Raw genomic sequence first — 18,249 nt, 5'->3', positions numbered from 1 at the left:
GTTTTTGCCGCTGCCTTTGTCAGTCGGCGTTCCCCTTTTTCTGCCTGGACCGAGACTTTCGCCACGACCCGACTGCGCTTCCGTCGGTCTCCCTAGGAAAGATCTCCCTTTTTCCAGCGGCGAACGTTCGGATGGTCGATATCGAAGAGATCGAGCGCGCGTCCCACGGTCTGGTTGATCAGGTCGTCAATGGTCTTCGGCTGCGTATAGAAGCCCGGCACCGGCGGCATGATGACGGCGCCGTTACGCGTCGCCTGGTCCATCAGCGCGATATGACCGGCATGCAGCGGCGTTTCCCGGACCATGAGCACGACGCGGCGGCGTTCCTTCAGGCAGACATCGGCGGCGCGGGTGATGAGGTCGTTGCTGTAGCAATGGGCAATGCCGCTCAGCGTCTTTACGGAACAGGGCGCCACCAGCATCCCGTCGCATTTGAACGAACCCGAGGCGATGGATGCGCCGATGTCCTTGTGACTGTGATAGACATCCGCCAGCCCGCGGATTTCGTCGGCATCGTAACCGACGTCTTCCTCGACCGCCGTGCGAAGGCCCGCAGGCGACATGACGAGGTGCGTCTCGAAACCGCCCACTTCGCGCAGCATCTCAAGCGCGCGAATGCCGTAGCAGGTGCCGGACGCGCCGGTTATGGCGACGATCAGCCTGCGCATGGGAAAGCTCCGGGCGATGGCGCCGCGTTCGCGATAAGGCCGATCAAAACGAAACTCCCGGCGCGATTTCGGCAAGCAGGTCCCGCATGCGATCATAGGAGGCAGCCGGCGGCTGCGCCTTGTCGTAACCTTCCTTGCGGTCTCCCGCCTTTCGGGTCGCATCGTAGCCGGTCTTGGCGACGACGAAGCCGTCTTCTTGTGGTTCCGAACGGTCGGCGGGCAGGCCGTTGACAATCAGGATATCCCGGTCTGCGCGCATGCGTGTCGACTTCGCCAGTTCGACGGCGGCGATATCCCAGGGATCGACATCGGAATCGACGATCGTGACGTTCTTGATGATGCTGACGGCGCCCCAACAGACCGCCATGGCGCGGCGGGCCTGGCCCGGTCTCGGGTTGTTGATCTGCACCACGACATTGTTGCGCCCGCAGCCGGAAGCCGTCACGGCGACTTCGCCGACGTTCAGGATCACGCGCGCAAGCTGCGCCTTCAGGCTCGCGGCGATCGGCACGGCGCCGAGATAGATGTGTTCCGCATGATAGCCGGGCTGGATGACCTGGAACATCGCATCGGACCTGGATGTCATCGTGTGGAAGGTCGCCAGTACGCCGCTGCCATAATCCTCGTACATGCCGTGATATTCGGAGACGAGCCCCTCGACGATCGGCTTGTCGGCATGAATATGTCCCTCAAGCACGATCTCCGCTTCCGCCGGCACGAGAATGTCGCTCTTCAGGCAGCGGGTCATGCGGACCGGCTCTTTGAACAGCGCGCCTGCGCAATGCATCTCGTCGTCGCCGAGGCTGAGGTAAAGGCACGCAGCGAGCTGGATGATCGGATGGGCGCCAAGCACGACGGCAAAGGGCAGCGGGTTTCCATTTTCGGCCGCCTTGCGCGCCATGATCGCGAGATGATGATTGGGCGCGATGCCGATCAAGGCTTCGTTGGGGCCGAGAACCTTCAGGCGCGCGTAAGACGCATTGCCGAGACCGGTTTCAGGATCGCGGGCGACCATCAGGCCGGCGCTGATATAGGGACCGGTTTCCTTGTCGAAGAACGTGGGCACAGGCAGGCGTAGCAGGACTTCGCTATCGAAAATTTCTTCCTGCACCGGGGCCTTGTCGACGACGACAGGAGCGATCGGCTTGCGGATCGAGTCGAGCAGCGCTGACTGAATGTTTTCGCGCGGCACGTTCATAGCCATGGCGATGCGGTCGAGATCGGAAAGCATGTTTCCGAACACCGGTAAGTCATAACCCTTGATACGGTTCGCCTGAACCGCGAAAGTTTCATGCGTCAGCGACAGGAGCGCGGACAGGTCGTAGACCGGATCGATCTCTTCATTGACGGTCAGCAGCTTGCCCTGGCCGGCAAGCTTGGCGAGCAGCGACCGGCATGATTGATCGGTCTGTACGGAAACTGGAACGGATCGAGACGCGTTTCGTTCGGCCAGTGGAGTAATCTCGCGGGTCAATCAGCGCTCCATTGCAGGTCTGTGCAGATGGAGGGATCATGGAGCTAAGTTTTCATCTTGTACACGCGCATAAAATTCAATTGGCACATCGGAAATTTCGAAGTCATTTACCGATAATTGAAGGCGATTAAATTACATGTAATCTATGGGTGTATTTTCTGTGCGCCTTTGATTGCGCAATTCCCATGAAATATGTAGTATTTTCAATAGGTAAGATCCAGAGGCGCCCGGCCTGAAACGATCTCTGAGAGTTGGTTTTGCTCAAAATAACGACATCGCCTGCGTAATGGGCCGGCGTTGACAGATTGGGCGATCGATCCGACATTCCTCTCAAGCCGCTGGGCTTGCTTATACCCATGGATCGAGGGGGAATGATAATGACTGCGCTCAAGGTTGCGCTCGTCACCGGCGCTGGAACCGGTATCGGCAAGGCGATTGCCTCGGCACTTCTCGACGATGGCTATCACGTCGCGATAACCGGTCGCCGGCAGGACGTGCTCGAAAAGGCCGCGTCCGAATGGCGGGATGCATCTGCCCGTGTGCTTGTCGTACCCGCTGATATCTCGGTGCCTGCCGATGTCGATCATCTCTTTTCTGCCGTGCGCGAAAAGTGGGGCAGGCTCGATCTTCTCGTCAACAATGCGGGCAGGTCCGCTCCTTCCGTGCCATTGGAGGAGGTGACGTTCGACGCCTGGAATGCCGTTGTTGGCGTCAACCTGACAGGCGCCTTCCTGTGCACGCAGGCTGCCTTCCGGCAGATGAAGGCGCAAGCGCCGCAGGGCGGCCGGATCATCAACAATGGATCGATATCGTCGATGACACCCCGTCCGCTGTCAGCACCCTATACGGCCACCAAGCACGCGATCACAGGATTGACCAAGTCGACGGCGCTCGACGGGCGGCCCTTCAATATCGCCTGCGGGCAGATTGATATCGGCAATGCCGGCACGGATATGACCCGCGGCATGGCGGCCGGCGTCTTGCAGGCCGACGGCCGAACAGCGGTGGAGCCGACCATCGACGTCAGCATCGTTGCAAATGCCGTGGTACACATGGCGGCGTTGCCGCTCGAGGCGAATGTTCTCACCATGACCGTCATGGCGACAGGAATGCCTTTCGTTGGTCGTGGTTAGGCATAAGCTTACGGCTCGACCTCAAGCCCCGACATGGAGATGGACGTGAATTCCGAACTGTTTGACCTTTCAGGCCAGCGTGCGCTGGTCACCGGCTCCTCGCAGGGTATCGGCTTTGCGCTCGCGCGTGGCCTGGCGATGCACGGCGCGGAAATTGTGCTCAACGGGCGAGATAGAGCGAAGTTGAATCACGCGACCCAACGCTTGCAGGACGCCGGCGTCACGGTTTCCATTTCGGAATTCGACGTGACCGATGCCGATGCCGTGAAGCGTGGCGTGGATGCGATCGAAGAGGGCATCGGGCCGATCGATATCCTGATCAACAACGCCGGAATGCAGTTTCGCACGCCGCTTGAGGATTTTCCGGTAGACCGCTGGGAGCAATTGCTGCGAACCAATATCTCAAGCGTCTTTTATGTCGGCCAAGCCGTGGCGCGCCACATGATCGGCCGCGGGCGCGGAAAGATCGTCAATATCGCCTCCGTGCAAAGCGAGCTCGCCCGTCCCGGCATCGCGCCTTATACGGCGACGAAGGGGGCTGTGAAGAACCTGACCCGCGGCATGTGCACGGACTGGGCAAGGCACGGGCTGCAGATCAACGCGCTGGCGCCCGGCTATTTCAAGACGCCGCTCAATCAGGCGCTCGTCGACAGCCAGGAGTTTTCGTCTTGGCTGGAAAAGCGTACGCCGGCCGGACGCTGGGGCGACGTCGGGGAGCTGGTCGGCGCGGCCGTCTTCCTGTCATCCAAGGCCTCCTCCTTCGTGAACGGCCACACGCTGTATGTCGATGGCGGGATCACCACAAGCCTTTGAGAAAGACGCCGCAGCGCCACCAGAGATGCTGCACGCCATGCTTCGGCCCGTAGGCCGGGCAACAAACCAAACGCTAAGAGGAAATTGTGAGCAAACCCGATATTCTGCTGGTCGGCCCGTATCCCGACGGAGATCTCGCCGAGCTGGACGCGCTTTATACCACGCACAAGCTTTACGAGGCGGCCGATCGCGACGCCTTTCTGGACCGCCACGGTGAAAGCATCCGGGCAATCGCCACCCGGGGAGAGCTTGGCGCGTCCGGTGAGCTGATCGGCAAGCTGCCGAAGCTGGAAATTATCTCGGTCTACGGCGTCGGATACGATGCCGTGGATGTGGATACCTGCAGGGTACGGGGTATCCGCCTCACCAACACGCCGGATGTACTAACCAAGGATGTTGCGGATCTCGGGATTGCCATGATGCTCTGCCTGTCGCGCGGCGTACACGGCGCCGATCGTTGGGTGAGGGATGGCAGCTGGCAGCAGAAGGGCTTCTATCCCCTGCAGAATCGCGTCTGGGGAAAGAAGGCAGGCATTCTCGGCCTCGGCCGCATCGGCCTTGAGGTGGCAAAGCGCCTGCGTGCCTTCGACATGGACATCGCCTACAGCAGCCGGAGCGAAAAGCACGACGTCGAGAACATGCGCTTCGTTGCCGATCCGGTGGAGCTAGCGCGCCAGTCGGATTTTCTGTTCGTGACGCTCGCTGCGTCGGCCGCGACCCGCCATATCGTCTCGAAGGACGTCATCAAGGCTCTCGGGCCGCAGGGCATGCTGATCAACGTCTCGCGCGCGTCCAATATCGATGAAGAGGCCCTGCTCGGTGCTCTGGCAAGCGGCCGTCTCGGATCCGCGGCGCTGGATGTCTTCGAGAATGAACCGGCGCTTGATGCGCGTTTCAAGACGCTGGCGAACGTGCTGCTGCAGCCGCACCAGGCCTCCGCCACGATCGAGACCCGCAAGGACGTCGCCCAGCTGATGCGCGACAATCTCGCCGCTCATTTCGCCGGCGCCAAGCTCCCGACACCCGTAATCTGAGGTCCGCCACATGAAAGCCGTCGTCATCCATGCCGCCAAGGACCTGCGTATCGAGGAGCGAGAGGTTGAAGCCCCGGCGCCCGGGCAGGTGGACGTGGCCGTCGAGGCCGGAGGCATCTGCGGCTCTGACCTGCACTACTATAACCACGGTGGTTTCGGCGCGGTGCGGCTGCGCGAGCCGATGATCCTCGGTCATGAAGTCGCGGGAACCATCAAGGCGCTCGGCACCGGCGTATCAGCACTTGCCGTTGGTGACCGGGTCGCCATTTCACCGAGCCGCCCCTGCAATCAATGCGACTACTGTCTGAAGGGGCAGCAGAACCACTGCTTCAACATGCGCTTCTACGGCAGCGCGATGCCGATGCCGCATATCCAGGGCGCCTTTCGCCAACGTCTAATTGCCGATGCCTCGCAATGTCACAAGGTGGCCGAGGGCATCTCGATCAACGAAGCGGCGATGGCGGAGCCGCTCGCCGTGGCGCTGCATGCGGTCAATCGCGCGGGTCCGCTGATCGGCCGGCGCGTGCTCGTGACCGGATGTGGGCCGATCGGAGCGCTTGCCGTCATCGCCGCCCGCGCTCACGGGGCGCGCGAGATCGTCGTCACCGATGTCATGGACGCGGTGCTTGCCAAGGCCATCGAGGTCGGCGCGGATAGGGCCATCAACGTTGCCCTCGATCCCGACGCATTGCCCGGCTACGCTGCCAACAAGGGCTATTTCGATGTCCAGTTCGAGGCTTCGGGAAATCACGCGGCCCTTCGTTCCGGGCTGGAAGTGCTGAAGCCGCGCGCCGTCCTGATCCAGCTCGGGCTTGGCGGCGATGTCTCTGTGCCCCAGAACATGATCGTCTCCAAAGAGATCGAGCTGAAGGGTACGTTCCGTTTCCACGAGGAATTCGCGCTCTCCGTGGATCTCATAAATCGCCGACTTGTCCATCTTAAACCCTTGCTGACCAAAGTCTTGCCGATCGAGGACGCCGTTACCGCATTCGAAATCGCCGGCGATCGAACGCAGTCGATGAAGGTGCAGCTCGCATTCTAGATGTTTAGTTCCCCGCGTTTAGTGGAGCGGATCGACGATAAATTGTTCGGGCTGTGAAGCCGATGCTTTGCAGTGGAACAATGCCGAAAGGGTGGAGTTGCATGCGTGCCGAAGCCCAGTATTGCGGCGACACGGTTATAGTTCGGAACGTCGAAAACGGCCGTATGCTACCGTAAGATACGTTGGTCAGCGTGCCCGGTCTGCCTATGCTGCATGTGCGAGATAACTGAGTGCTCTGCAAGGCCAGGGCGCATTCATAGAGCGGATGCATAACGAAGATAATCTCACACTGCATTAGCTCTTTGAGCGATCGCCAAAAAGCGATGAACCAGGAGATTAGGCATGCGGTATTCTTCCCATCTCCCCACACCAGATTTCGCCACTCAATTCGGTCCAGCCGCGGTTGCGTTCGACTATGCGTTGGATGCGGCGCAACGCTCCGTTCTGTTTTGGGATGTCATGCGACAGCGCGGCAACCAGTATCGCATGCATGCCAAAGCAAACGCGCCGCATGTGCTCAATTTCACGCCCGAGCTCGTGTTGGATGGGCGCACATTGGAGCGACCCGTCAACTACGCGCTGGTCCGCATCCTTCCGCCCGAGGACATGACGGTCGACGATCTGCGCCGCCCCTTTGTCGTGGTCGACCCGCGCGCCGGGCACGGGCCGGGGATCGGCGGGTTCAAGGCCGATAGCGAGATCGGCGTTGCGCTGAAAGCCGGGCACCCCTGCTATTTCATTGGCTTCCTTCCGGAGCCGGTTGCAGGTCAGACGATCGAAGACATCGCTCTGGCTGAAGCGATCTTTCTTGAGAAAGTCATTGCCCTGCATCCACAGGCCGACGCCAAGCCCTGCGTCATCGGCAACTGCCAGGCCGGTTGGGCCGTGATGATGCTGGCCGCGATGCGGCCCGAACTCTTCGGCTCGATCATCATCGCCGGTGCGCCGCTGTCTTACTGGGCGGGTGAGCGCGGCAAGTATCCGATGCGCTATACGGGAGGGCTGCTCGGCGGCACATGGCTGACCGCGCTCACGAGCGATCTCGGCCACGGAGTGTTCGACGGTGCCTGGCTCGTGCAGAATTTCGAAAACCAGAACCCGGCCAATACGCTCTGGACCAAGCAGTATAATCTGTATTCGAAGATCGACACCGAGGCACCGCGCTATCTCGGCTTCGAGCAATGGTGGGGCGGTCATGTCAGTCTCAATGCCGAAGAGATCCAGTTCATTGTGGATGAGCTCTTCGTCGGCAACAATCTTGCCGCTGGCCGTATCGAGGCATCGAATGGGGAGGCGATCGATCTTCGCAATATTCGCGCGCCGATCGTCGTTTTCTGCTCGAAGGGTGACAATGTCACCCCGCCTGCTCAAGCGCTCGGCTGGATTTTGGACCTCTACGACGATGTGAACGAGATACGCTCGCACGGGCAGACGATCGTCTATACCGTGCACGAAACGATCGGCCATCTCGGGATCTTCGTGTCCGCAAGCGTTGCCCGCAAGGAACACGGCGAATTCTCCAGCAATATCGAACTCATCGACGCACTGCCGCCCGGGTTGTACGAGGCGATTTTCGAAGCGAAGACTGATGAAACCGTCGGCGGAGACCTCGTCGAGGGCGATTGGATCATGCGCTGCGAGGCGCGGACGCTGGATGATATCCGCGCGCTCGGATGCAATGGCCCGGAGGACGACCGGCGCTTTGCCACCGTCGCGAAGGTCTCGGACATCAACCTGTCGCGCTACCGCGCTTTTCTTCAACCCGTCCTGCGCGCCATGGTGCCGGATTGGGCGAGCCGCAGCCTTCGCGAGATGCATCCGCTGCGGCTGCAATACGAGGTGTTTTCGGACGTCAATCCGTTGATGGCGCCGATTGCGGATCTCGCCGCCGAGGTGGCCGAAGAGCGCCGTCCTGTCGCTTCAGGCAATCCCTTCCTGGCAATCGAACAGGCGGTCTCTCGCCAGGTCGTCGAGAACCTGGATGCATGGCGGCAGGGTGTGGAGATGCTGAGCGAGGCGACGTTCCTTTCTGTTTATGGATCGCCGTTCCTGCAGGCCGCGGTCGGTATCGACAGTTCGGACGCCAGGCCACAGCGGCGGGCAAGCAAGACAGCGTTGCATGCGCGCGTCCTGAAAGAGCGGATTGAGGAACTAAAGGCACAGATGGACCGAGGCGGCCTTCGCGAGGGCTTGGCGCGTAGCCTGCTCTACGTGGCGATGGCAAATGGTGCTGCCGACGAGCGCGGGTTTGCCGCGATCCGCCGGATGCGCCGCGTCGAGGATGGGATGCCGGCCATGACGCTGGCGGAGTTCAAGGCTTTGATCCGCGACCAGTTTCTCATGCTTGTCATCGATCAGGAGGCGGCCGTTAGCGCCATTGTCCGGCTGTTGCCGTCCGAGGATGGTGTGCGCCGTGAGGCGCTGTCCTCGCTGCGGGAGGTCCTGAACGCGCGCGGCGCGTTGACCGGTGAGGCCGAGCAGCGTTGGCAGAGGATTGTCGGCATCTTCGACATTTCCGAAGAGCCGGTCGTCTCTCCTGCAGCGCCCACGGCAAAAGCGGCGCCGGTCAAGGCTATCCGCCGTGTAACCTAGCCGACTGGATTATTGAAGAACCCAAGCTTTGAACGCGTCTTCCAGCATGGAGCATGTGAAAATGTCGAACTTGGAAAACGTTGGCGACGTCGGCCGGCACGAGAAGTACGAGCGGCTCATCGCGAAGGCCAAGCAGGTTCCCGCCATGACCACGGTCGTTGCCCATCCATGCGATGAGACATCGCTGCGCGGCGCCATTGAAGCCGCCGAGGTCGGACTGATACACCCGGTCCTCGTTGGCCCTGCTGAGAGAATACGCGGCGTCGCGAGATCGCATGGTCTCGACATTTCGCCGTTCGAACTGGTCGATGCCCCGCATAGCGACGCGGCTGCCGCTAGGGCCGTCGAGATCATCAGGGAAGGCGGCGGCAATCTTCTGATGAAGGGAAGCCTGCATACGGATGAGCTTTTGCGGGCTGTCACATCATCGGCGACGGGACTGAGGACCGCACGACGGATCAGCCACGTTTTCGTGATGGATGTGCCCGGGCATTCGGAAACGCTCTTCATCACCGACGCGGCCATCAACATCGCGCCGGATCTCGATGCCAAGCGCGATATCATCCAGAACGCGATCGATCTTTTCACCCAGATCGGGCTCGGCACGCCGCGTGTGGCGATCCTATCGGCCGTCGAGACGGTCACCTCGAAGATCCCCTCGACGATCGAGGCTGCCGCGCTCTGCAAGATGGCGGAACGCGGACAGATAACGGGTGGCATTCTGGACGGGCCGCTTGCCTTTGACAATGCAATCGATCCGGAAGCGGCGAGAATAAAGGGCATCCGCTCTCCGGTCGCCGGCCACGCCCAAATCCTCGTCGTGCCCAATCTCGAGGCCGGCAACATGCTGGCGAAGAACCTGACCTTCATGGCGCGGGCGGATGCGGCGGGCCTCGTCCTTGGTGCCCGCGTGCCGATCGTTCTCACCTCGCGGGCGGATTCGGTGCGCACGCGCCTTGCCTCTTGCGCTGTCGGCGTATTGCTCGCGGAAGCGCGCCGCCGTTCCGCGCCGGTACAGGGCGGTTGATGCCATGGACACGATACTGGTGGTGAATGCCGGCTCATCCAGCCTGAAATTCGAAGTCTTCTCTGCTGCTGGCTCGCTCACGCGACTGGTCAAGGGGAAGATGGATGGGATCGGCACCGCGCCGCATCTCTCCATAAAGAACGCTGAGGGTGACCGACTGGCGAATGAAGACTATCCGCGCGAGGACGTCCCGGATCTGCCTTCGGCAATGCGTTTGGTTGGACAATGGTTGCGGGAGCGGCTTGAGGGGCGGCTGATCGCGGTCGGCCACCGGGTCGTGCACGGCGGGCCGAACCATGCTGGACCGGCGAAGGTAGATGAAAGTCTGCTGCGGGAATTGGCGTGGTACACCCCGCTTGCGCCGCTGCACCAGCCCAACAATCTCGCGCCCATCCGGGTACTGCTGGAACGACAGCCTGACTTGGCGCAGGTCGCTTGCTTCGATACCGCCTTCCATCGCGGGCATGATCCGATGACCGATCATTATGCGATACCGACGCGATATTTCGAGGAGGGCGTCAGGCGCTATGGTTTTCACGGCCTGTCCTACGAATATGTGGCGGGACGGCTGGAGGAGATTGCGCCTGATATTGCCAGCAGGCGTGTCATCGCTGCTCATCTCGGCAGCGGCGCGTCGCTGTGCGCGCTTTATGAAGGCCGAAGCGTGGAGAGCACGCTGGGCTTCACGGCGCTCGACGGCCTACCGATGGGGACGCGATGCGGGCAGATCGATCCCGGCGTGCTGCTGTATTTGCTCGAGCAGCATGGAATGTCTGCAAGCCAGCTGCAGGATATGCTCTACAAGGAATCGGGGCTCAAGGGGCTCTCCGGCATCAGCAACGATGTGCGTGATCTGCTCGACAGCCAAGAGGCCGGTGCGGCGCTGGCGCTCGACCACTTCGTTCATCGCATTGGTCTCAATGCCGGCGCGCTTGCGGCCGCGTTGAGCGGGCTGGATGCATTCGTGTTCACCGCCGGAATCGGTGAAAATTCGCCCGCGATGCGCGAACGGATCGCCAAGAAACTCGGCTGGCTCAGTGTATCGCTCGACACGGAGCGCAACAATGCCGGCGAACTGCTGGTGTCGAGCGATGACAGCAGGGTCAAAGTCTTCGTCATCCCGACCGACGAGGAGCTGATGATCGCTCGGCACACGCTGGCGCTTATCACCGCTGGCGAGACGGAGCCTGCCGACACGCACTAGCTATGTGGATGGAAGAAAGGGCTGCAGATGATCCCGACGGTGAAGGCTAAGCTTCTTGAAGGAAAGCGCGGACTGGTGGTTGGCATCGCCAATGATCAATCGATCGCCTGGGGTTGCGCGCGGGCATTCCGTGCTCTGGGCGCCGAACTGGCGGTGACCTATCTAAATGACAAGGCCAAGCCGCATGTCGAGCCGCTCGCGCAGGCATTGGACGCGCCGATTCTCATGCCGCTCGACGTCTCCGCGCCTGGCCAGCTGGAAGCGGTATTCGAGCGCATCACGGCGCAATGGGGTGAGCTCGATTTCGTGGTGCACTCCATTGCCTTCTCGCCGAAGGATACCTTGCAGGGGCGCGTTGTCGACGTGCCTCACGACGGATTTCTGAAGACCATGGATATTTCCTGCTGGTCGTTCATCCGGATGGCGCATCTTGCCGAACCGCTCATGAAGCAGGGCGGCACACTGTTCACCATGACCTATTACGGCAGCCAGATGGTGGTGAAGAACTACAACATTATGGGCGTTGCCAAGGCCGCACTGGAGAGCGCCGTCCGCTACATCGCAGCCGAACTGGGGCCGAAGGGCATTCGGGTACATGCCATTTCGCCCGGTCCACTGGCAACCCGTGCCGCCTCCGGCATTCCGGAGTTCGACGAGCTTCTCAACAAGGCCCAGGAGACAGCGCCGGCACGCAGCCTTGTCTCGATCGACGATGTGGGGATGGCGACGGCATTCCTGGCGCATGACGCAGCGCGGCTCATCACTGGCGACACGATCTACATCGACGGTGGATACCACATCATCGACTAACTCTCTCTCGTGTCGGGATGTATCAAGCTCCGGCAGCAAGCCGCCCAAGCTGGAATTTCGATATAAGGGATGAACGGCCGATCGCGTGTCTTTTCACCGAACATGCGCGCAACGGCTGGCAAGTCTGCCGCCTCCCGTAGCCGGCTCCGGCCCTTGCGGTGCTCCGAATGGAGGCTAGCATTTCACGGACCGCAGGCCAACCGCAACTGGTCTGCATCGGGAAAGGTCCGTCGTCGACGTTAGCGCCTCTGCGCTGGCGCTTGTTGTCGCTGGTTCAAGGGCAGCACATCCTGGAAGCCGATCTCGGGGCAGCCGCGAACATTGGCGAAAATGATGTCGCGGCGTTCGCCCCATTCCGTCAGTCCCCGGAGCGTCAGCGTGTCGTTGTCCTGATAGACGATATCGGTGCGGATGATACCGGCCCGCCGCGCGAGGTTCTTCGCTTGGCTGACATTGCACTGCCCCTCGGACGGCGCCACGCTCCATATGGAGGTTCCCCGGCCGTCGTTCTGCCAGCCTTGGGCTGCCACGAGCGTTGGCGCCAGCGTGGTCAGAAGCAGGAATGTCGTGCGGAACGTGGCTCTCAAGATCGGCGACCCCATGTTGCGATGAGCCATTCTTAGCATGGGATCATGACCACGACGGAAACGCAGCCGGTAAAATTAGCCGGGAATGGAAACGCATGAACAAGCATGCGATTTCAATTCGGGCAATTGAATAAATCAAAATATTCGATATACAACAGCAATACGCATTTCATCTTCCGCGAACGGGATCCAAATGAGCCGCAACTTTCTTGTCGTCGATCCCGAGGAGGGCATGCCCATTTTGAAGGGGCTGGCATCGCCGGCAAGGGTTTCCGTATTGAAGCTCCTGCATGAAAAGGGGCCGCTCAACGTCAACGAAATCGCTGATATCCTTGAGCTACCGCAGTCCAGCGTCTCGACTAACGTGCAGATGCTGGAGGAAGCGGGGCTGATCCGCACCGAGACCCAAAAGGCGCGCAAGGGCAACCAGAAGGTCTGTCACAGCGTCTATGACGAGATCCTCGTCGTCTTCAAGAATGAAATCAAGGAAACCGAACCGGATGCGATCGAGGTGGCGATGCCGCTTGGCCTCTACACCAGCTATGACGTGACGGCACCTTGCGGTCTCTGCTCGGTGGATGGCATCATCGGTCTGCTCGACGTGCCCAACACATTCCTTGATCCGGATCGCATGAAGACGGCGCTGATCTGGTTCACGCGCGGGCATGTCGAATACCAGTTTCCCAACAATGCCAGGCTGACAAACACCCGTATCCGCGAGATCGAGTTCGTCATGGAGCTGAGCTCGGAAGTGCCCGGCACCAGCGCCGACTGGCCGTCCGATATCACGCTCACCGTCAATGGCATCGACATCGGCACCTGGACGTCACCTGGCGATTTCGGCGACAAACGCGGGGTTTTCACGCCCGATTGGTGGAAATTGAAGGGTTCGCAGTACGGCAAGCTGAAGAGCTTCCGTATCAACGACGAGGGCGCCTTCGTCGATGGATTGCGCATTTCCGACGTGGCGCTCTCGGACCTGAAGCTCGACGAACATCACTCGATTCGCCTGCGCATCGGCGTTCGCGACGACGCCAAGCACCCTGGCGGCATCAATATTTTCGGTCGCGGCTTCGGCAATTATGACCAGGACATACTGCTGCGTATCAGAACACGCTAGACTGTACCCGATTTTCTGAATTTTGCCCTTGACCCCGGCCGAGGCTTCCGCTTTATTCAGCTCAAATTGTGATATAGATCACAAAGAATGATATAGTGGAGGATATCATGAAGGCTGCGGTCACCGCGCACAGCAAATACACAATCTCGGACATCGACCCGCGCCTGTATGGCTCGTTCATCGAGCACCTTGGTCGCGCCGTCTACACCGGCATCTACGAACCCGACCATTCGACCGCCGACGAAAACGGCATGCGCAAGGACGTGATCGATCTCGTCAAGGAACTCAACGTTCCGATCGTGCGCTATCCCGGGGGCAACTTCGTTTCGGCCTATAACTGGGAAGACGGCATCGGCCCGAAGGAAAGCCGCCCGACGCGTCTCGACCTTGCCTGGCACACCTCCGAGAGCAACCAGGTCGGCATGCACGAATTCGCCGAATGGTGCGTCTCCGCCAAAACCGAGATGATGCTGGCCGTCAACCTTGGCTCGCGCGGCCTCGATGAAGCCCGCAACTTCCTCGAATATGTGAACCATCCCGGCGGCAGCGAGTGGAGCGACAAGCGCATCGCCAACGGCCGCTCAGAGCCCTGGGACGTCAAGCTCTGGTGCCTCGGCAACGAAATGGACGGCCCTTGGCAGATCGGACACAAGACAGCCGACGAATATGGCCGCCTGGCGCATGAGACCGCCAAGGCCATGCGCGCCTTCGACAGCTCACTGGAGCTGGTCGTCTGCGGCTCGTCCAATGCCCACATGCCGACCTATCCGGAATGGGAAGCGACCGTTCTCGATCACACCTACAACGAGGTCGATTACATCTCGCTGCACATGTATTTCGAGAACCGCGCCAAGAACACGGCCAATTATCTGGCCCGTAGCATCGAGCTCGACAACTACATCGGTACGGTTGCCGGCGTCATCGACTACATCAAGGCGAAGAAGCGCTCGACCAAGGACGTCTACATCTCCTTCGACGAGTGGAACGTCTGGTATCATTCCAAGGAGCGCGACAAGGCAACGCTCGCCGGCGCCAACGGCTGGCCGCATGCCCCGGCGCTGCTCGAGGACGACTACAATTTCGAGGACGTGCTGCAGGTCGGCTGCATCCTCAACACCTTCATCAACCGCGCCGATGTCGTGAAGATCGCCTGCCTGGCGCAGCTGGTCAACGTCATCGCTCCGATCATGACGACGCCGAGTGGTGCCGCATGGCGCCAGACGATCTTTTATCCGTACTACTTCGCTTCCGTCTATGGCCGCGGCACGGCGCTGAAGCTGATGGTCGACAGCCCCGCTTACGAGGTCGAGGATGTCGGCAGCGTTCCCTATCTCGACGTCTCGGCCGTCCACGACAAGGACGCCAAGACCGTCACCTTCTTCATCGTCAACCGCCACGGCACGGAAGCGCTCGATCTCGACGCCAGCCTGCTTGAATTCGGCAACCTCAAGGTCATCGACGACCAGGTCGTCGCCCATTCGGATCTCACTATCACCAACACGGCCGAAAAGCCCGACAATGTGGTGCCGGTGAAGGCCAGCGGCTCGACATTCGTCGATGGAAAGCTGACGGCGAAGATCGCGCCATTGTCTTATCGCGTGATCCGGCTGCAGGCCTGATCAATTAAATCACGATAGCTGATACATATCGAAGATATGTTGACATCGTAATTGTATGATTTAACGTCGGCGCACCAGATTTGACGTGCCACTGGGAGGAGAAGATGGGAGCAACTGCTTCTGTTTTGGCACCATCATGGACGGAAGGCGGCCTGCTTGCCAGAGCAGGCGCCATTCGCGCCGTTTCGTGCCAGTCATGTGTTCATATCGAATTTTCGGATTCTGACTGCAGCTTGGGAGCAGCCGGATGACGGCGAATATCGAAATCATCAATGTCAGTAAGCGCTACGGCTCGATGACCGTGCTCGACGGCCTCTCGCTGTCGATCAAGGCCAACGAGTTCATGGTCTTCCTCGGCCCCTCCGGCTGCGGGAAATCCACGCTTCTGAGGATGATCGCCGGGCTAGAGAGCGTCGATGAAGGCACGATCTCGATCAACGGCGAGCGTATCGATACGCTGCCACCCGGCCAGCGCGACATCGCCATGGTCTTCCAGAGCTACGCGCTCTATCCGCACATGACGGTTGCCGACAACATGGCCTTCGGCCTGCGCAACATCGCCGTGCCGGCCGACGTGATTTCGGCACGCGTGGCGGAAGCCGCCCGCATGCTGGAGATCGGCCATCTTCTGGAGCGCAAGCCTGGCCAGCTCTCGGGCGGCCAGCGCCAACGCGTCGCCATCGGCCGCGCCATCGTCAAGGAACCGAAGGCATTCCTGTTCGACGAACCCTTGTCGAACCTCGATGCGGCGCTGCGCGTGCGCACCCGCGTCGAACTCGCGCAGCTTCGCAACCGTGTGAAGTCCACGATGATCTTCGTGACGCACGACCAGATCGAGGCGATGACGCTCGCCGACCGCATCGTCGTCATGAACAACCGCAAGATCGAGCAGATCGGCTCGCCGATGGAGATCTATTCCCGTCCGGCCAGCCGCTTCGTCGCCACCTTCGTCGGCTCGCCGACGATGAATTTCCTCGACGTTGGGATCTCCGAAGAGAGCGGCTTCGTCAGCGCCAGCCTGCCTGATGGCACGCAGCTCAAGACCGCCATCCGCGCCGCCGGCCTCAAAGGCGGCAGCCATGCGCTCGGCATCCGCGCCGAGGCGGTGAAGCTCGCAAACGGCGTTCCGGCCACCACGACGGGCAAGGTCGATGTGCTTGAGCGCCTTGGCGACCGTACGCTGCTCTATACCAGGCTGAAGGACGGCAGCGTCGTTGTCGCCGAGGATATCGGCAACAGCCGCGTCGCGATCGGCGACGAGGTGGGGCTGACGCTCGATGGCAGCAGGACGCATCTCTTCGATGCCGAGGGTCGCGGCTGGCACAATGAGGAGCCGGGCCATGGCTGAGACAACGCTGTCAGGCACCGGAACGCTCACCAAGGCTTCCGCGCGCCTGAAGGTGCAGAACATCAACGCGCCGCTCTGGCGCAACGCGGTCTTCGTTCTGCCCTATCTCTTCTTCTTCGTGACATTGCTGGTCGTGCCGCTTTTCTGGGGCATCTGGCTCAGCCTGCACAAGGCGGATGCCTTCGGCGTCGGCCGCTTCGTCGGCATCGACAATTACTTCCGGCTGTTTCGCGACAAGATCTTTATCCAGGCGATCGGCAACACCTTTTACTTCGTGCTGCTCACCGTGCCTGCGCTCGCCATCATCGGCCTGATGCTGGCGCTCGCCTTGAACCGCAAGACGCGGACGGCCGCGGCCCTGCGCACGATCTACTTCTCGTCGTCGGTTCTGTCTGTCACCATCGTCACACTGATCTGGCGCATCGTCTTCATCGGCAATTTCGGCCTGCTCGCCACCATCTACGGCTGGTTCGGCGCCACGCCGCCAGCGTTTTTGTCCGATCCGAAGTTAGCGATGATCGGTATCGCGATCGCGACCATCTGGTGGTGTATCGGCCTGCCGATGATGCTCTTCCTCTCCGCCTTGCAGCAAATCCCCGGTGATATCTACGAGGCGGCGGCGCTCGACAATGCCAGCCGCTGGCGCACGCTCTGGTATATCACGCTGCCCTCGATCCGCCGCACCTTCGCGCTGGTCGTGATCATCCAGATCGTCCTGCAGTTCCAGCTGTTCGGCCAGGCCAAGCTGATGACCATGGGCGGCCCGAACAATGCCTCCAAGCCGATCGTCTTCTACATTTACGAAGCGGCCTTCACCAAATGGGATCTCGGGCTGGGCGCTGCGGCTTCAGAAATCCTCTTCATGCTGATCCTTATCGCTGCCATGGCGCAGTACGTCATTTCGCGCCGGAAGGGAGAAGAAGGATGAGTGTCGCAACAGGTGGCAATATGGTCGGCCGTTCGCTGGGTGACCGCGTGATCCTCTTCCTCGCCATCCTCTGCGCGCTGGTCATGCTTGCGCCGGTGCTGTGGGTGATCGGCCTTTCGCTGAAGGATAACAAGGAACTGATGGCGGACATGAACTCCGTCTTCAACGCGCCCTATACGATCAACAACTATATCAACATCCTGGCGACCTCATCGGTCTTCCGCTGGGTGCTGAACAGCGTGATCGTCGCCGGCGGGCTCACCATAGGCACGTTGGTGCTCTCGTCGCTCGCAGGCTACGGTTTCGCGCGGCTGAACTTTCCCTATCGCAACACGCTGTTCATCATCGTGCTGCTGGGGCTGGCGGTTCCGGAACAGGCGGTGCTGATCGCCCGCCACCAGCTGTTCAGCTGGCTGAAGTTCCACAATACCTATCACGGGCTGATCCTGCCCGGCCTGTCGGCGCCTTTCGGCGTGTTCCTGATGACACAGTATTTCCGCGCCATCCCGAAGGAGCTCGACGAGGCGGCACTGCTCGACAATGCCAGCCGCTTCAAGATCTTCTGGAAGGTGCTTTTGCCGCTGACGGTTCCCGCGCAGGCGACGCTCGGCATCTTCACCTTCCTCGGCGCCTGGAACGACTACTTCTGGCCGCTGATCTCGGGCACCAAGAAGGAAATGTATACGCTGACGGTCGGCATCGCCTCGACACAGACCAACTTCGCGCAGTCGGAAGGCCTCGGTTTCCTGATGTCGCAGGCGGTCTTTGCCAGCGCGCCGATCCTCGTTCTCTACCTGTTTTTCCAGAAATACATCGTCACGGCAGTCTCCGGCGCCGCTGTGCGCTGAGG

Annotated in this window: 16 protein-coding genes; 13 read left to right on the top strand and 3 right to left on the bottom strand. The window is 60.7% G+C overall.

Going from position 1 to position 18,249, the window contains the following annotated elements:
- Positions 1 to 92 precede the first annotated feature (92 nt).
- On the bottom strand, positions 93 to 668 hold the full coding sequence (locus J5286_RS09740; protein ID WP_209190151.1) for a UbiX family flavin prenyltransferase: 576 nt from the start codon (positions 666 to 668) through the stop codon (positions 93 to 95).
- 43 nt (positions 669 to 711) lie between these two features.
- Positions 712 to 2,130, bottom strand: coding sequence for a UbiD family decarboxylase (locus tag J5286_RS09735; protein WP_449090056.1), 1,419 nt, complete (start codon positions 2,128 to 2,130; stop codon positions 712 to 714).
- Between the two features lie 389 nt (positions 2,131 to 2,519).
- Between J5286_RS09735 and J5286_RS09730 the strand changes: the two genes are divergently transcribed.
- From J5286_RS09730 to fabI, 8 genes are all read left to right on the top strand, one after another.
- Positions 2,520 to 3,275 carry an SDR family oxidoreductase gene (locus J5286_RS09730; RefSeq protein WP_209190149.1) on the top strand — a complete coding sequence of 252 codons (756 nt, stop codon included), beginning with the start codon at positions 2,520 to 2,522 and terminating at the stop codon, positions 3,273 to 3,275.
- Positions 3,276 to 3,314: 39 nt separating this feature from the next.
- Positions 3,315 to 4,088 carry an SDR family oxidoreductase gene (locus J5286_RS09725; protein ID WP_209190148.1) on the top strand — a complete coding sequence of 258 codons (774 nt, stop codon included), beginning with the start codon at positions 3,315 to 3,317 and terminating at the stop codon, positions 4,086 to 4,088.
- Between the two features lie 86 nt (positions 4,089 to 4,174).
- Complete coding sequence (locus J5286_RS09720; protein ID WP_209190147.1) at positions 4,175 to 5,122, top strand: 2-hydroxyacid dehydrogenase; 948 nt, start codon at positions 4,175 to 4,177, stop codon at positions 5,120 to 5,122.
- A gap of 10 nt (positions 5,123 to 5,132) precedes the next feature.
- A complete protein-coding gene (locus J5286_RS09715) occupies positions 5,133 to 6,164 on the top strand; it encodes an L-idonate 5-dehydrogenase (RefSeq protein WP_209190146.1) in 1,032 nt (343 codons plus the stop codon).
- A gap of 342 nt (positions 6,165 to 6,506) precedes the next feature.
- Positions 6,507 to 8,756 carry a DUF3141 domain-containing protein gene (locus tag J5286_RS09710; RefSeq protein ID WP_209190145.1) on the top strand — a complete coding sequence of 750 codons (2,250 nt, stop codon included), beginning with the start codon at positions 6,507 to 6,509 and terminating at the stop codon, positions 8,754 to 8,756.
- 61 nt (positions 8,757 to 8,817) lie between these two features.
- Complete coding sequence (locus J5286_RS09705) at positions 8,818 to 9,783, top strand: phosphate acetyltransferase (RefSeq protein WP_209190144.1); 966 nt, start codon at positions 8,818 to 8,820, stop codon at positions 9,781 to 9,783.
- 4 nt (positions 9,784 to 9,787) lie between these two features.
- Entirely contained in the window at positions 9,788 to 10,987 is a 1,200-nt protein-coding gene (locus tag J5286_RS09700; protein WP_209190143.1) for an acetate/propionate family kinase, read from the top strand.
- Positions 10,988 to 11,014: 27 nt separating this feature from the next.
- Complete coding sequence (gene fabI, locus J5286_RS09695; RefSeq protein WP_209190142.1) at positions 11,015 to 11,797, top strand: enoyl-ACP reductase FabI; 783 nt, start codon at positions 11,015 to 11,017, stop codon at positions 11,795 to 11,797.
- Between the two features lie 239 nt (positions 11,798 to 12,036).
- Here the strand turns inward: fabI and J5286_RS09690 are convergent, their stop codons facing one another.
- Positions 12,037 to 12,384, bottom strand: coding sequence for a hypothetical protein (locus tag J5286_RS09690; protein ID WP_209190141.1), 348 nt, complete (start codon positions 12,382 to 12,384; stop codon positions 12,037 to 12,039).
- A gap of 193 nt (positions 12,385 to 12,577) precedes the next feature.
- On the opposite strand from J5286_RS09690, the gene J5286_RS09685 reads away from it, so the two are divergent.
- The 5 genes from J5286_RS09685 to J5286_RS09665 all read left to right on the top strand — a co-directional run bounded on the left by J5286_RS09685 (position 12,578) and on the right by J5286_RS09665 (position 18,247).
- Positions 12,578 to 13,504 carry an ArsR/SmtB family transcription factor gene (locus tag J5286_RS09685; protein ID WP_018898037.1) on the top strand — a complete coding sequence of 309 codons (927 nt, stop codon included), beginning with the start codon at positions 12,578 to 12,580 and terminating at the stop codon, positions 13,502 to 13,504.
- A 107-nt stretch (positions 13,505 to 13,611) separates the two neighbouring features.
- A complete protein-coding gene (arfA, locus tag J5286_RS09680; RefSeq protein WP_209190140.1) occupies positions 13,612 to 15,123 on the top strand; it encodes an arabinosylfuranosidase ArfA in 1,512 nt (503 codons plus the stop codon).
- Between the two features lie 247 nt (positions 15,124 to 15,370).
- A complete protein-coding gene (locus tag J5286_RS09675; protein ID WP_209190139.1) occupies positions 15,371 to 16,471 on the top strand; it encodes an ABC transporter ATP-binding protein in 1,101 nt (366 codons plus the stop codon).
- Positions 16,464 to 17,399, top strand: coding sequence for a carbohydrate ABC transporter permease (locus J5286_RS09670; protein ID WP_209190138.1), 936 nt, complete (start codon positions 16,464 to 16,466; stop codon positions 17,397 to 17,399). The genes J5286_RS09675 and J5286_RS09670 overlap by 8 nt, the downstream gene beginning before the upstream one ends.
- On the top strand, positions 17,396 to 18,247 hold the full coding sequence (locus tag J5286_RS09665) for a carbohydrate ABC transporter permease (protein WP_112949450.1): 852 nt from the start codon (positions 17,396 to 17,398) through the stop codon (positions 18,245 to 18,247). The genes J5286_RS09670 and J5286_RS09665 overlap by 4 nt, the downstream gene beginning before the upstream one ends.
- Positions 18,248 to 18,249: the final 2 nt, after the last annotated feature.

The sequence above is a fragment of the Rhizobium sp. 16-488-2b genome, assembly GCF_017741815.1.
Classification (GTDB): domain Bacteria; phylum Pseudomonadota; class Alphaproteobacteria; order Rhizobiales; family Rhizobiaceae; genus Rhizobium.
The sequence above is the reverse complement of the archived record's forward strand: the minus strand, read 5'-3'. Positions and strand labels throughout refer to the sequence as shown.

Excerpts from the sequence above, each read along its gene's own strand:
- J5286_RS09740 (WP_209190151.1), bottom strand. The coding sequence starts at position 668 with ATGCGCAGGCTGATCGTCGCCATAACCGGCGCGTCCGGCACCTGCTAC.
- J5286_RS09730 (WP_209190149.1), top strand. The coding sequence starts at position 2,520 with ATGACTGCGCTCAAGGTTGCGCTCGTCACCGGCGCTGGAACCGGTATC.
- J5286_RS09725 (WP_209190148.1), top strand. The coding sequence starts at position 3,315 with ATGGACGTGAATTCCGAACTGTTTGACCTTTCAGGCCAGCGTGCGCTG.
- J5286_RS09715 (WP_209190146.1), top strand. The coding sequence starts at position 5,133 with ATGAAAGCCGTCGTCATCCATGCCGCCAAGGACCTGCGTATCGAGGAG.
- J5286_RS09710 (WP_209190145.1), top strand. The coding sequence starts at position 6,507 with ATGCGGTATTCTTCCCATCTCCCCACACCAGATTTCGCCACTCAATTC.
- J5286_RS09705 (WP_209190144.1), top strand. The coding sequence starts at position 8,818 with ATGTCGAACTTGGAAAACGTTGGCGACGTCGGCCGGCACGAGAAGTAC.
- J5286_RS09700 (WP_209190143.1), top strand. The coding sequence starts at position 9,788 with ATGGACACGATACTGGTGGTGAATGCCGGCTCATCCAGCCTGAAATTC.
- fabI (WP_209190142.1), top strand. The coding sequence starts at position 11,015 with ATGATCCCGACGGTGAAGGCTAAGCTTCTTGAAGGAAAGCGCGGACTG.
- J5286_RS09685 (WP_018898037.1), top strand. The coding sequence starts at position 12,578 with ATGAGCCGCAACTTTCTTGTCGTCGATCCCGAGGAGGGCATGCCCATT.
- arfA (WP_209190140.1), top strand. The coding sequence starts at position 13,612 with ATGAAGGCTGCGGTCACCGCGCACAGCAAATACACAATCTCGGACATC.
- J5286_RS09675 (WP_209190139.1), top strand. The coding sequence starts at position 15,371 with ATGACGGCGAATATCGAAATCATCAATGTCAGTAAGCGCTACGGCTCG.
- J5286_RS09670 (WP_209190138.1), top strand. The coding sequence starts at position 16,464 with ATGGCTGAGACAACGCTGTCAGGCACCGGAACGCTCACCAAGGCTTCC.
- J5286_RS09665 (WP_112949450.1), top strand. The coding sequence starts at position 17,396 with ATGAGTGTCGCAACAGGTGGCAATATGGTCGGCCGTTCGCTGGGTGAC.